The organism is Salibacterium qingdaonense (assembly GCF_900114715.1).
In the GTDB taxonomy this organism is placed as follows: domain Bacteria; phylum Bacillota; class Bacilli; order Bacillales; family Marinococcaceae; genus Salibacterium; species Salibacterium qingdaonense.
Genome location: NZ_FOTY01000016.1, coordinates 1 through 13,520 on the forward strand (window position 1 = coordinate 1; position 13,520 = coordinate 13,520).

Annotated in this window: 16 protein-coding genes; 3 read left to right on the top strand and 13 right to left on the bottom strand. The window is 48.4% G+C overall.

The features are described 5' to 3' along the window. Nucleotides 1-213 precede the first annotated feature (213 nt). From BM058_RS18630 to BM058_RS12000, 3 genes are read left to right on the top strand one after another with little or no spacing between them, the layout of a single operon-like run. On the top strand, nt 214-711 hold the full coding sequence (locus BM058_RS18630) for a DUF6431 domain-containing protein (RefSeq protein ID WP_245736968.1): 498 nt from the start codon (nt 214-216) through the stop codon (nt 709-711). A 53-nt stretch (nt 712-764) separates the two neighbouring features. Continuing rightward, the gene (locus tag BM058_RS11995) at nt 765-2,114 is read left to right on the top strand and encodes a DDE-type integrase/transposase/recombinase (RefSeq protein WP_090927295.1); all 1,350 of its coding nucleotides are present in this window, start codon (nt 765-767) and stop codon (nt 2,112-2,114) included. Then, nucleotides 2,107-2,907 (top strand): ExeA family protein, encoded by an 801-nt coding sequence (locus BM058_RS12000; RefSeq protein ID WP_090927296.1) that lies wholly within the window; start codon nt 2,107-2,109, stop codon nt 2,905-2,907. The genes BM058_RS11995 and BM058_RS12000 overlap by 8 nt, the downstream gene beginning before the upstream one ends. Nucleotides 2,908-3,130: 223 nt before the next feature. On the opposite strand, the gene BM058_RS12005 is transcribed toward BM058_RS12000, so the two are convergent. From BM058_RS12005 to BM058_RS12065, 13 genes are all read right to left on the bottom strand, one after another. After that, nucleotides 3,131-3,700, bottom strand: coding sequence for a class I SAM-dependent methyltransferase (locus tag BM058_RS12005; protein ID WP_090927297.1), 570 nt, complete (start codon nt 3,698-3,700; stop codon nt 3,131-3,133). Nucleotides 3,701-3,736: 36 nt separating this feature from the next. Further along, entirely contained in the window at nt 3,737-4,225 is a 489-nt protein-coding gene (locus BM058_RS12010; RefSeq protein WP_090927298.1) for a DsrE/DsrF/DrsH-like family protein, read from the bottom strand. Between the two features lie 13 nt (nt 4,226-4,238). After that, nucleotides 4,239-4,466 carry a sulfurtransferase TusA family protein gene (locus BM058_RS12015; protein WP_090927299.1) on the bottom strand — a complete coding sequence of 76 codons (228 nt, stop codon included), beginning with the start codon at nt 4,464-4,466 and terminating at the stop codon, nt 4,239-4,241. 52 nt (nt 4,467-4,518) lie between these two features. After that, nucleotides 4,519-5,649, bottom strand: a complete 1,131-nt coding sequence (locus BM058_RS12020) for an MBL fold metallo-hydrolase (protein WP_090927300.1) — start codon at nt 5,647-5,649, stop codon at nt 4,519-4,521. Nucleotides 5,650-5,664: 15 nt separating this feature from the next. After that, nucleotides 5,665-6,237, bottom strand: coding sequence for a sulfurtransferase TusA family protein (locus BM058_RS12025; protein ID WP_090927301.1), 573 nt, complete (start codon nt 6,235-6,237; stop codon nt 5,665-5,667). 113 nt (nt 6,238-6,350) lie between these two features. Then, entirely contained in the window at nt 6,351-7,136 is a 786-nt protein-coding gene (locus tag BM058_RS12030; RefSeq protein ID WP_090927354.1) for a sulfite exporter TauE/SafE family protein, read from the bottom strand. 17 nt (nt 7,137-7,153) lie between these two features. After that, complete coding sequence (locus BM058_RS12035; protein ID WP_245736970.1) at nt 7,154-7,462, bottom strand: rhodanese-like domain-containing protein; 309 nt, start codon at nt 7,460-7,462, stop codon at nt 7,154-7,156. A 67-nt stretch (nt 7,463-7,529) separates the two neighbouring features. Then, entirely contained in the window at nt 7,530-7,790 is a 261-nt protein-coding gene (locus BM058_RS12040) for a metal-sensitive transcriptional regulator (protein ID WP_090927302.1), read from the bottom strand. Nucleotides 7,791-7,913: 123 nt separating this feature from the next. Continuing rightward, entirely contained in the window at nt 7,914-9,326 is a 1,413-nt protein-coding gene (locus tag BM058_RS12045) for an MBL fold metallo-hydrolase (protein WP_090927303.1), read from the bottom strand. Between the two features lie 112 nt (nt 9,327-9,438). After that, entirely contained in the window at nt 9,439-9,873 is a 435-nt protein-coding gene (locus tag BM058_RS12050; RefSeq protein WP_090927304.1) for a small multi-drug export protein, read from the bottom strand. A 14-nt stretch (nt 9,874-9,887) separates the two neighbouring features. Beyond that, nucleotides 9,888-10,421: a TetR/AcrR family transcriptional regulator gene (locus tag BM058_RS12055; RefSeq protein ID WP_090927305.1), complete on the bottom strand. Its 534-nt coding sequence runs from the start codon at nt 10,419-10,421 to the stop codon at nt 9,888-9,890. Nucleotides 10,422-10,553: 132 nt separating this feature from the next. Then, nucleotides 10,554-12,335 carry an alkaline phosphatase family protein gene (locus tag BM058_RS12060; RefSeq protein ID WP_090927306.1) on the bottom strand — a complete coding sequence of 594 codons (1,782 nt, stop codon included), beginning with the start codon at nt 12,333-12,335 and terminating at the stop codon, nt 10,554-10,556. 26 nt (nt 12,336-12,361) lie between these two features. Further along, nucleotides 12,362-13,516, bottom strand: a complete 1,155-nt coding sequence (locus BM058_RS12065) for a mandelate racemase/muconate lactonizing enzyme family protein (protein ID WP_090927307.1) — start codon at nt 13,514-13,516, stop codon at nt 12,362-12,364. Between the last annotated feature and the right edge of the window lie 4 nt (nt 13,517-13,520).

Here is a 13,520-nt window from a genome sequence, read left to right on the forward strand (position 1 = left end):
TGTTAATGCTGTTTTCAAATGACCGATTGCTGACGGCGTTGCCTGTCCATCCATAGACGGGTATACTGTCCATAAGAAGCCATAGAAAGGAAAAAAGAGACTCCGGCCCCACTCGTCCCCACGAGTACCGAAGTCTCTTATCACAGTATATGCTTATTATATCACAGTATCGTCTACTGCCGACAGAGCATTCCACTCTTTTTAGTGAAAAGTATGGAAGTGTTACCTTGTCCTGTATGCCGTGGAACCCTTCGGGTTATCGGCAGCCGTAACCGCATATGGAAGCAGGCGGATGGAAGTTCTCCACGCCTTCGTCTCCGACGCCTTCGCTGCCAGGAATGCTCTACCGTTCACCATGAACTGCCGGATCTATTGATTCCCCATAAGCATTATGATGCCTGTTGTATGGAGGATACGATAGCGGAGCAGGAAAGGGATGATTCCGTGGTAAGTGCGGAATCATCAACGATGATTCGTTGGAAACAGGGATTCTCTCATTGGCTGCGAATGGTACTTCTTATGCTGCAAACGTTGTTGTACCGGTTTGGACGTCAGGTGCCGAATTCGTTTTTGTCCCCGACGGGTTCGTCCATACTTTCGATCGTGGGACCATGGGTGGGAGTGAAAAAAGGGTGGCTGGTTCGTCTTGTCCAACCGTTAGTAAACACTCATATTTACCAACATACCCGTTTTGCGTTTTTGTCCAGATAGGGATCCTCTATGCTTGAAAGGAATTATTATTTCTTTTAAAGGAGAGGATGTTCATGTCGTCCCATGAAAAAGCAGAAGCCGTAGCAGCCGAACGAATGGAAGTCATTGCTCCATTAGTAGAACGTGGTCTGGATTCGGCCGAAATGATGGAGCGTCGACGTCGGATTAGTAAAGAAAGCGGTTGGTCCGATCGTACGCTGCGTCGATATGTGCAAGCCTATCAGGAACAGGGTTTTACGGGACTGAAACCGAAAGGGAATGGGCGAAAAGGACGTCGTGTCATTCCGGAAACCGTTCTGGAACAGGCGGTTTATTTACGGCGGGAAGTGCCGTCCCGCAGCGTAGCTCAAATCATTCAAGTACTGGAATGGGAAGGGTATCTGCAACCGGGGGAGATAAAGCGGAGTACACTTCAGGAACAGTTGACCAAGCGCGGATACAGTTCGCGGCATATGCGCTTGTATCAAGATCCGGGTGTAGCCGCAAGGAGGTTTCAGCATCAGCACCGCAATCAGCTGTGGCATTCCGATATTAAATATGGTCCTTATCTTCCGATCGGTCCGAATGGAGATAAAAAGCAGGTGTATCTGGTAGCTTTTCTGGATGATGCCACTCGTTTTCTGATTCACGGTATGTTCTATCCCATATTAGATCAATCTATTATTGAAACGGGGTTTCGACGGGCCGTCAATGCCTATGGTGTGCCGGAGCGTGTCTATTTTGATAACGGGAAACAGTACCGAACCAAGTGGATGAAGCGAACGTGTGCGAAACTGGGGATTCGGCTTCTGTATGCGAAGCCCTATTCCCCGGAATCCACAGGGAAAGTCGAACGATTTAACCGCAATGTGGACGCTTTCCTCGAGGAAGTACGCCTGGATCCCCCGGAGTCATTGGATGTATTAAACCGACGGTTTTATGCCTGGAGCCAGCAGTGTTATCAACAAAGGCCGCACAGTGCACTGCCGGAAGAACGGACACCGGAAGTCGCGTTTCAAAAAGACCCGCAGCCCATCCATTTTGAAGATGTTGAAACCATAACAAACGCTTTTCTTCATTCCACCTCTCGAAAAGTGGATAAGGCTGGATGCATCAGCTTTCAGGGAACACTATATGAAGTGGGCTTATCCTTTATAGGAAGCCAGGTAGATGTTGTTTTTGATCCAGCAGATGTGACAACCCTGATGATTGAATACGCTGATTATGAGCCATGGCAAGCAACAGAGGTAGTGATTGGACGCAAAGCGGGAGCTCGTCCTAAACGGCCGGAAGGTCAAACGAAACAGGAGACAACCCGTTCCCGGGTTTTAGAAGCCGCTGAACAAGCAGAGGCCGAAAAACAAAAAGCCCAGCGTCCCGTCATTTCTTATATCGCTGCGGAAGGAGGGGATTCCCGTGTTTGAGTCTTTTTATGGATTTCAAGCAACGCCCTTCAGTCGGTCGATTCCTTCTTCTTCCCTTTACCAGGCTCCACGTCTGGAAGAGGTACAAGGACGACTGCGATATGCGGCCAGCCATCAGTTGTTTATGATCGTCACAGGCGATGCGGGAACCGGGAAAACAACCCTGTTGCGACGATTTACAGAGACCTTGGATCCCCAGCAGTATCAGGCCTTGTATCTCTCTGATTCCAAACTTACACCCCGGCATTTTTATAAGGGGTTGTTAGAACAGCTGGGATGCGAAGCAAAATTCTACAGAGGAGATGCGAAAAGGCAGCTGCACCAGCAGATTGAGATCATGAGAGGCGTTCAAGGGCGTTATCCTGTCGTGATTGTAGACGAAGCCCATTTATTAGATCGGGAGATGCTGGAGGAAGTGCGATTCCTTCTCAATGTGCAGATGGATGCGATGAGCCCGATGGCTCTCATTTTGGTGGGGCAGAGTGAGCTTTGGGATCGTTTGAAACTGCAGTCTTTTGCGGCGATACGCCAACGTATCGACCTGCAGTACCAACTTCCGCACTACGACAGATCCGAAGTCGAGGGCTACATAAAGACTTCCCTTACGTATGCTGGAAATCAGGCAGATATCTTTTCTGATGCAGCTATAGAGGAGATTCATCAGTACACAAACGGCACCCCAAGGCTGATTAATAAAGTGTGTACCCATTGTTTAATGTATGGTTCTCAAAGTGGCCATCGCATTATTGATGATCACATGGTGAAAGATGTCATAACAGGAGAATTTCAATAGCAGGAGGAGAGCGATTCTCCTGCTTTCTTTCGTCTGTTCCCGGACAGACTGCCTGTCAATTTGTGGACCATACGGTCCAGCAATAAACGGTCAAATTTCCCTAGCAGTAACAGTTACCGGCCAAACGGAACCTGTTACAAGCCGAACTTTATAATTTACAAGCCAAATAAGCAGGATGACACGCCGGCACCACAAAAACAATGCAGTATGAATCTACGCATGCTTAACCGGCCGGGACGGCGTTAATAACATAATGCTCGTCCTTCCAGGCAGAACATTCTGCCTCAAACCCATTATCACGAATGATCTGGAGCAGGTGATCCGAAGGAAGGCGGTGGGAAAGCGGAGGACCGGATTCTGTTTCGACTGCTTCCCATTCGACAATCATCAGCTGCCCTCCTGGTTTTAATAACCGTTTGATTTCGTTTAAGGTTCCGCTGACACTTTCCACTTCATGAATGACAAAAGCGGCCAGCACTTTATCAACGGAATCATCCTTCATCTCCACCTGTTCCAGGTTACTTTCTACATAGTGCAGGCGGAACTTTTCCTGTTCCGCCCGCTCTTTTAACATCGCCAGCATCTTCGGTTCGAGATCGACCGCATAGACTGCGCCTGCTGTTCTTTTTGCAATGGAAAGCGTGAATAACCCGTTTCCTGATCCAAGATCCGCCACGTCATCACCGGGTAAAATATCCAGCTGATCCAGGATATTCTCCGGTTTTACTACATCGATTCGTTCTTCTGCCAGCAGTTTTTCTGCTTTTTCAGGATCAAATTTTTTCTCCTGCATTCTACGTTCTCCTTCCAATCAGCGCATTTCTTATCATTAGATGAACAGATTAAGATTCGATTGTTCCGCCTCGGACAAGTAGGAGGCCACTCCGGCGTATTCGAGCCCGTCGATGAGCTCCTCTTCTTTTAATCCCATAACGTCCATCGACATCGTACAGGCAACCATCTTAATATCCAGCTCCTGCGCCATTTCTATCATTTCCTGAAGAGAGGACACATTATGGCTTTTCATCATTTTTTTCATCATTTTCGGTCCCATGCCGCCGAAATTCATTTTGGAGAGACCGAGTTTTTCCGGGCCGCGCGGCATCATTTTTTCAAACATTTTCTCCATGAACTTCTTGTCACTGCCGCCTTGTACATTTTCCTTCCGTAGTACATTCAGACCCCAGAAAGTGAAAAACATTGTTACCTGTTTGCCCATTGCCGCGGCGCCTGTCGCGATAATGAAACTTGCCATTGCTTTATCGAGATCGCCGTCAAAGACGATCATCGTCGTACCGTTCTTTTCTTCTTCTGCCATGATCAAGGCCTCCTTATGCTTTTTTGATCCAGAATTTCAGTGTTTCGCCTTCGTTGTCCTGCTGCAGGAGTTCATGCCCGGATGACTTCGTCCAAGCCGGGATGTCGGACGCGGCTCCTTTATCAGTCGCGTGGATTTCAAGAATGTCACCGGCGTTCAGATTATCAATTTCCTTTTTGGCCTTCACTACCGGCATCGGGCAGGCCAGCCCCTCGGCGTTCAATACTTTATTACTTTCCATGAAAAATCTCTCCTTTGTTAAAATACTTATTTCAAATGTTCACCTTTTTGTTTTATGATACAGCGCATCGGTTCGGGCCGATTTCCATTTCGGTCTTCTCTTCTTCTGCCGGCTCCACCTGTCCCATGTTCGTCTGACGGATCGTTTCGTAAGCGTTAGGCTGGGGCGGCAGATTTTCGGTTACCGCCCGGCGGAACGCGGCTTCGTCTTCGATATTCAACCCGTGGTTGCGGGCATACAGATCGGCAAGTTCCGCCATGACAAGCCCGTTATCATCAAGTTCTTCATGTTTCGAAAAGTGGGCCGGCAGTACAACCAGATCTCCATCAAGATCCGCGTAGCGGCTGTACAGAGTTTCGCGCAGATCGCCGACCCAGTCTTCAGCTTTTCCGGCGAGATCCGGACGACCGATAGAGTCAACGAACAGAATGTCGCCGGTAAGCAGGTACTGATCATCGACAATCAGCGACGTACTGCCGATCGTATGCCCCGGGGAGTACATAGCCTGAATGTCTATCTCCGTTCCCCCCACCGTTAATGTTTTCCCGTCTTCGAGCGGTTCATAGGAAAAAGTGACCCCGCCGGCATCAGCTTCCGGAAGCAGGTACGACGCGCCGAAGCGCTCGGCAAGGTCACGGCCTCCGGAAATATGATCGGCGTGCAGGTGCGTATCCACCGCATATTTCAGCACGGCCTGTTTCTCCTCGAGAAAAGAGGCAAACGCATCGGTCAATCGCACCGGATCCACAATGGCTGCTTCTCCGTTCGAAATAACAGCATAGGAAAGGCATCCTTTTCCGATCCGGACAAATTGATAGAGTTCCCCTCCATCGGTGAGATCCGCTGCTTTGACCGGCTCGATATGCTCACTCCATGTCTTCATGCCGCCCTGGAGGTATAAATAATCCCCTCCGTCCGCTTCTGCCAGCATATCTGCGACAAACTGCGATGATCCTTCTTTTGCACAGACGACCAGGACTTCTTTATCCGATGGAATCCGATCAAGAATCTCATCGACCCCGTCCAGCAGTTCAAAATACGGCTTATTGATGACCTCCACGTTTTTTCCTTCAACTCTCCAGTCCTGAAATTCGTCTTCATTTCGTACGTCCAGGATGAATAAAGGCTCCTGGTTCATGACTTTCTTTGCCAGTTCCGCGGCTGTTAAGGCTTGAATTCCCATTTCTTTTCCCCTTTCTTATTCCTTTTCTTCCGTTAGAACGCCATCCCATTCCGACATGCCCGGCTTCACATTCACGACATGGTCAAAACCATTCCTCTGCAGCATATGGGCTGCCATGCTGCTGCGGCGGCCGGTTCGGCACACGACGTGAATCGTATGGGAAGAGTCCAGCTCTTTCATTCTGTCTTCCAGTTCTCCAAGCGGAATCGACACCGCTTCCGGGATATGGGAAAACCCGTATTCCGCCGGCTCCCGGACATCAAGCACCGTGACATTGTCCCGAGTGCGGACCTCGTTTAATGCTTCGTTGGTGACTTCATGAGGAAACGGCGTTTCTTCTTTCGTTTCCTCCGGATCAGCCTTACGCACGTAATGGTACAGTACATCACCCGCTTCTCTCGTGCCGACGTATTCATGCCCGGTTGTTTTCGCCCAGCCCTTGAGATCGGCAAGCGACCCGCGATCTGTCGCCTGGACTTCCAGCACCTCACCGGCATTCATGGTTTCTACCGCCTTTTTCGTTTTAACAATCGGCATCGGGCAGCCCAGCCCTTTGGCATCCACCCGTTCATTGACTTCCATGCTCATTGTATTACCTCCTATATAAATATACGGTACGGGGTATATAAACCTAAAAAATATATACATATACCTGTATGGGTATATTAATCCGAAAAAATAATTCTGTCAACCTTCTTTTATTATCCCACAATAGCAATCCACATCTTAATGGCGGTCGCCAGGATCAATAAAGCCAGGATGCCCTGCAGTATTTTTGTATTTACTTTTTTCCCGAATGCTACGCCAAGCGAAGCCGCCAGAAGGCTCGCAACTACCATCACCGCCGCCGGAAGCAGCAGCACCTGTCCGGTCATCAATTTCCCGGCCGTTGCGCCGATCGAAGAAATAAAGGTTACCGCAAGAGAAGTCGCAATAGTCATACGTGTTGGAATCTTTAACACAACGAGTAAAATCGGAACGAGAATAAACGCTCCGGCCGCTCCTACAACACCGGCACCGATGCCGACAACAAAAGCCGATCCGGCAGCAATGGGGCGGTTAAAAGACACTTCATCGTTCGGAATGTCTTCTCTTCCCTTTTTCGGAATAAACATCATGATCACAGCAATCGTGGCAAGGATCGCATACACCATGTTCACGCCGTCATCTTTCATAAGATTGGAACCCAGGGCCCCGATTAAACTGCCGAGCAGAATACTGATGCCCATGTATAAAATAAGCGATTTATTTAAATATCCGCCTTTACGGTAGGCCCATACCCCGCCTATCGTGGCAAAAAACACCTGCACGGCGCTGATGCCCGCTACTTCGTGGGACGTAAATGCAGAAAAGCCGAGAAGCGGCGGGATATAAAGCAGCATCGGGTATTTAATAATGGAGCCGCCGATACCGACCATCCCGGAAACAAAAGATCCCGCGAATCCAATGAGAAATAAAATAGTGATAAACAGTATACTGTATTCCATCATGTGCTCTCCCTTCCTTACGCTTCTATATCCCCCTGCCATTTCATCATACCGCCGGTCATATTCTTTACATCATATCCATTTTTCTGCAGATATTTTGCCGCTTTCGCGCTCCGGTTCCCGGAACGGCACACCATCACATACTGTTCGCTCGTATCCAGTTCTTCCATTCTTTCCGCGAGTTCATCCAAGGGAATATTTACCGCCTGCGGTATCTTTCCCTGCCTGACTTCCTCCCGGGAACGTACATCAATGACCTTCACCGTTTCACGCTGTATCTGCTGTTCCGCCTCTTGCGGTGATAGTTTTGAAATAGACGAAAACATACACTCACACTCCTTCATATACTATTACCCCTACGGGTATTATAGAAAGTTAAAAAAATTTATTTTTTTATCTACTTTTGCCGAGCAGTTCTATCGCTTCCTGAACATATTGCGACGTGTCGCCACCTTCTTCCATTTGTTCGCGGATACACTCTTCCAGATTCTCTGCGACAATTTGGGCCATCGCACGATCCAAAGCCGTTCTTGCGGCTGACATCTGATAGACAACTTCCTTACAATCTTTGCTTTCGTCCATCATCTTCTGTACGCCGCGGACCTGTCCTTCGACACGCTTTAATCTATTTTTCATTTCTGCTGTATATTCCATATTTTCACCTCTTATCATACCATATGGGGTATAGTATACACCGGCATGAAGGATCCGTCAATATTCCCTTATAAGCATATCGGGGAAGGCCCTTATGAAAGATAAGAGCCGGTTCCCCTGCTTTTATTCTGTCTCCAGATTCTCGTTTTTCCACCTCATCATGCCGCCCAGCATATTCTTCACATCGTACCCTTTATTCAGAAGAATGCTGGCGGCTATGGCGGAGCGTTTGCCGGAACCGCAGTGCACGGCTACCGGTTTATCTTTCGGCGGGAGATCCACATCGGTTCCGGCTGGCAGATGGCCGAGCATGATGTGCTCCGCTCCCGGAATACGCTCCCGCTCCCGTTCATCCTGAAACCGTACGTCCAGCACCCGTATATTTCCCTTTTCTTTTTCCTCTTTCATTTCCGTCGGCGTGATGTTTTCATACGTGCGTAGACGGCCGGCACGTTCTACAACGCCCGCCGGTATGAAGCCTGCGATACGATCCATTCCGATACCGTACAGGGCATCCCGCATCGCTTCGTGATCGGCTTCGGCGCCGATCAGGTAAATATCCGATTCATAATCCGTCAGCCACCCCATCCATTCGGTAAACGCTTCCGGATAAGAAATATTGATCGTGCCGGATATATGACCGCGGGCATAGGCAGCCGGATTTCTCGTATCAACAACCATGTTATTTTCCTTCTCAGCCAGCTTCTCCACTTCATCAGCATCGATGGACAATAACACCGGGGAATGAACATCGGATAAATACGGTGCCCCGTACTTATTGATTTCTTTCATGTTGGCAAAGTAAGTCGGCGGTTCCGGCTGGCCATCCAGCAGAAAGTCGACAAATTCCTGCTCCTGCTCCGGCTGGAATGCCGGATTAAACATCTTTTCATAGCCAACTGTCGAGGTCGGCACGGCGCCAAGCGCTTTACCGCACGAGCTTCCCGCGCCGTGCCCGGGCCAGATCTGCAGGTAGTCTTCAAACTGTTTGAACAACTGAATAGAGGTAAACATCTGTCTTGCGCCGGCGTCTGCGGAATCTTTTACTCCAACGGATTTTTCCAGAAGATCCGGACGCCCGACGTCTCCAACAAAGACAAAGTCACCGGTGAATACCCCCATCGGTTTTTCCGGATGGGCGCCGTCTGTGAGCAGATAAGAAACATGTTCCGGTGTATGCCCCGGGGTGTGCAGCACATCCATCCACACATTGCCGACGTGAATTCTGTCTTTGTCGCGCACTGCTTTTGTATTCAGACTGGAGGCAAAGGCATAACCGCCGTTTTCCTCCCCTTCTGCGGAGTGATAGATCACTGCACCTGTCCGGCCGGAAAGTTCCACCGCCCCGGATACAAAATCCGCATGGATGTGTGTTTCCAACGCGCCGGTAATGGTGAATCCCTGTTCTTCTGCAATCTGAAGATATGGATTAACATGCCGGGACGGATCGATCACCACCGCTTCCCCGGTCTTCTGACAGCCGACCATGTAGGACGCCTGTGCCAGTTCATTGTCATAAAAATATTTCAGGTACATGGGTTCCGCCTCCTTTATATTATTCCCGTTTACACTATACCCCGTACCGTATTTTTTGTAAACATCCTTATATTATTTCTTTCAAGAAACGAAAGAAATATACAAGGTTTATTTATTGAAACCAGTCGAGTCCGGCCTGCACGGAATACGCTGTTAATACCCCGTACAGACAAATACTGATGCCGGAGGTAAGCATCAGCTTTTTTCGGCTCATTCCAAGAGAGCGGCAAACGGCTGCTACAGCCCAGACTCCAACAATCACCGTAGTTAACAGTACCACCAGACCGCCGTACCGCTCGATCTTTCCCCGGAACCGGTTATGCTCCAATCGGTTCATCCAGCGCTCCAGGCGTGGGATTTTGCATAACTGTTCATAAAAAAAGAGAATGGTCGGCACCGCTGCAAAATTTCCAATACCCGCCCATAGGACTGCAGATGCCGGACTCATTCCCGCTACCATGACAGCCGGAATCGCAAGATAAATTTCAAAAAAAGGAAAATACCCCATACCAACAGCGGACACCGCAAGCAGAATATATTCCATCATTCAACCACTCCCCTTCACCTGTCCTTTTCCTTCTCGATCAACGTAAAAAGATAATGTTTTATATGATCCTGTTCCTGTTCGGACAACGGCTGCAGGTCGAACATATTCGCAAACCACAACCCGTCACTGACAAGCCGCACAACTGACGCCAATTCATCGGAAACGCCGTCCTGTTTCATTTTTTCATCCATTTCTTTATATGCCTCATTCCAGGGCTGGATTAATTCCGGGTTGGTCGCGATGGCAGCGAGAAGACTGTTGCTGACATTCAACAGATCCGAGCTGTTGAGTTCCTTCATGGAACCCTTCAGATATGCTTTGTTATAGGAAGGTTCCTGTTCATAGGCGTTTTCAATGCTTCCGGCGAAACGGGCGGCGACCTGATCATTCATCGCCGTGATTAACGCTTCTTTGTTTGGAAAATGATGAATCAGTCCGGCTTTGCTCATTCCGCATTCCTTCGCCACGGCATCGAGCGTCAGACGATGCAGCCCCCGCTCCGAAACCACCTTGGAAGCACCTTCAAGAATCTGTTGTCGTTTCTCCATCGTTTCACCTTCTTTTTTTACATTACCTACCGACCATTTGGTAGGTTATATTCTACAGATTTCACGGAAAAAATTCAAGCCGGAATAAAGGAAAAAGTCTGCAGCTGATGACAGCCACAGACTTTTCTGCACTTAAAATATGGGGTGTTTCAACACTTTGGTGTCAAGGGTGTCTCTTTTATCGACTTTTAACAGTTTAGCAATAGTTTGTCCGGCCTGCGCCATGGAAAACGGGGCATCATTGTGCGCGGATGGAAAACTGCTGTTTACAGAGGTCCCATAAAACATCGCTATGCCTAAATTGGAAGAATGATTTGTCGAAGCTGTTGGAATCTGGGGACCGTGGTTCGCTCCCGGGCCGGAGACCGGTGCGGTCACGTCTTTATTATTTTTGCCCCAGACAAATCCTTTATTATACGCAAATATAACGTCTCCCACATCCGCACCCCAGTAGCCGATGATAGCAGCATCCTGTTTCTTTATCGTCAGAGCGGTCACCGGGAGTGTTTTTTTACCGGTGGAATGGCACCAGGCGGCCAGTGTACGAAAGATAGCGTTCTGTACTTCTTCGTATTCTTCCGGCGGCACGATTCCGTTTTGCTCTCTGCCCTGCAGGTTCACAAATACTTCCATGCCTCCCCTTTCATCCTTTAGATAAGCTTTGGATTCGCTCTGAACCTGCTTTCCTTCTTCATCCAGTACACAGAGACCGCATTCTTCGAGCCGTTTGTGTACATCACAGAAGTAATGATTCGGCACATCACCGTGATCTGAAGCAACGATTAACGTCGTGTCTTCCTGCTTATCTTTTAGGATTTTTCCGACCGCCTGATCGAGTACTTCGTAGCTTTTCCTCATATTCTCTTCATACAGCGGAGCTTCTTCCGGCGTATAAAATGGAGAAGCAGGGTCGTATTTTCCGAGACTTGTATGATGGGTTTCATCATTTAACCGAAATACGGTGGCAAATAAATGATAGTCTTTTTCCTCCAGCAGTCCAAGAGCCGCTTCCGCCAACCACATGGCCTGATACTTTCCTTCTTCAAAGCTTGTTTCGTGATACTTTTCTTCCGGAGACGCCGTGACTGTCCAGTTAGAAATAAAAGGGCCGCACCGGTTCAAAAGATATCCTTCGAGTTCCGCATCGTTGGACAGTCCGCCTTCTATTGTTATCTGCGACTGGAGCAGATCCATCTCCTGATTCTCCCGGTCATAATGAACAAGCTTGAATCGTGTCATCCCGTTTGTACCATCTTCAAGCGGCAGTGTTACCCACTCACTCCATTCATTGAAGTTGATTTCCACAGACCGGCTTCCCGGCAGCATCATAATTACCTTATCCTGAGTGAACGGCTTTACAGTGATCACTGCTTGACCGCCGCTGCGAAGAGAGATGGAAAATACCCAGCCTTCGTCCGTTTTTTCAACAGGGAACCGATTGCTTTTGATGTGATGAGCAAGCGTCCCGACCGGGGGCCATCCCAGAAACTCGTTCACTCTTTTTTCCGGCCATTTACCTGGATTTGTAGTGTACACAGCTGACGGTGCCGCTTCAAAAGAAGGATTTGCGTAATAAGGCGCAAAACAGAAATGACTCGTTCCTTCCGTGGACAGCGTCTGAGGAAAGTGGACCAAAGCCGCTTGTTTGTTCTCTTCCTCCATTCTGCCAAGAAGGTTCTTTTCATTCTCTTTTGATACATTCTGTCCTTTCCAGCTGTCTCCGGGAGGCTGACCCGCCAGAAATGATACCCAGTTTACATCCCCCCATGTTGAAATATAGGGGAGTAATGCAGCGTCTACTCCCTCTTTTAACATTTTATTCATGTTAGGCAGATGTCCTTCTTCCGCGAATTTGTAAACCAATTCCGGAATTAAACCATCCACACCGAATACGATGACCTTTTGTTCTTTCATTCCGCCTCACCTCCATTTCATCAAAGCTACTGAAACACCTGAACACTGTACTCATTGATAACATCCCGATTGACCTCCACCCCTATGCCGGGTTTTTCAGGGATCTTGACTTTTCCGTTTTCCATCCGGACCGCATCATATATCAGATCTTCGCGGAACGGATGAGAAGATTGATCATATTCAAGATACGGCTCCATCGGGTTCAGTGATAAAGGAACAGGCGGCAGCGAGGCTATATACTGCATCGATGCCGCAAGGCCAATACCCGATCCCCACACATGAGGAATGAGCATTGTATTATAGGCCTGTGCCATAGCTGCAATTTTCTTCCCTTCCGTAAAACCTCCGGAAGAACATAGATCAGGCTGTAGAATGTCCAATGCACCACCTGAAATCCAGTGCCGGTATCCTATTTTACCGAAAATATTTTCTCCGGCAGCGACATAGGTTCTTGTTAGATTTTTAAGCTGTTTATATCCTTCTAAATCTTCCGGCGGCAGTGGTTCTTCAAAAAAGTGAATGTTATCAGATTCGCTTTCCAGTAAAATTCTCCGCGCAAGCGTTGCGTTATATGCGCCATTAGCATCCAGCATAATCTTTGGCTCATTGCCGACAGCTTTCCGGATTTCATGAATATATTCAAGATCTGCTTCCACGCCGAATCCGGTTTTCAGCTTAAAAGCGTTGAAACCTTTTGCTAAATGACTCTTGGCTTCTTCTATCCCCGCTTCTATATCATCCCGGTCCTTTTTCCGGTAAAAACCTGTAGCGTAAGGAACGATTTCGTTTCGAAATCTACCGCCAATCAATTTGCTTACCGGTTTCTCCAGACTTTTTCCTATAACATCCCAAACCGCTATATCGACACCGCTTATCGCATTCACCGCGGCTCCGGCCTGTCCATAAGGCCGCGAGATATTATACATTTCCTCCCACAAGACTTCTGCATCAAAGGGGTCTCGTCCAATAAGGAGAGGTTTAAAGCAGTATTTTATAAAGGAAGCTGCAATCTCAGGAGGCTGGAGACCGTGACAGAGGGATTCACCCCAGCCGGTTATTCCTTCATCTGTAACGATTTCTGTAATAACCGTGCTGCGCTTTTCTACCCACCCCTGAGAAAAAGAAAAAGGTTCCTCCAGCGGCGTTGTTAGTACATGAGGTATGACATCAATAATTTTCATTTCT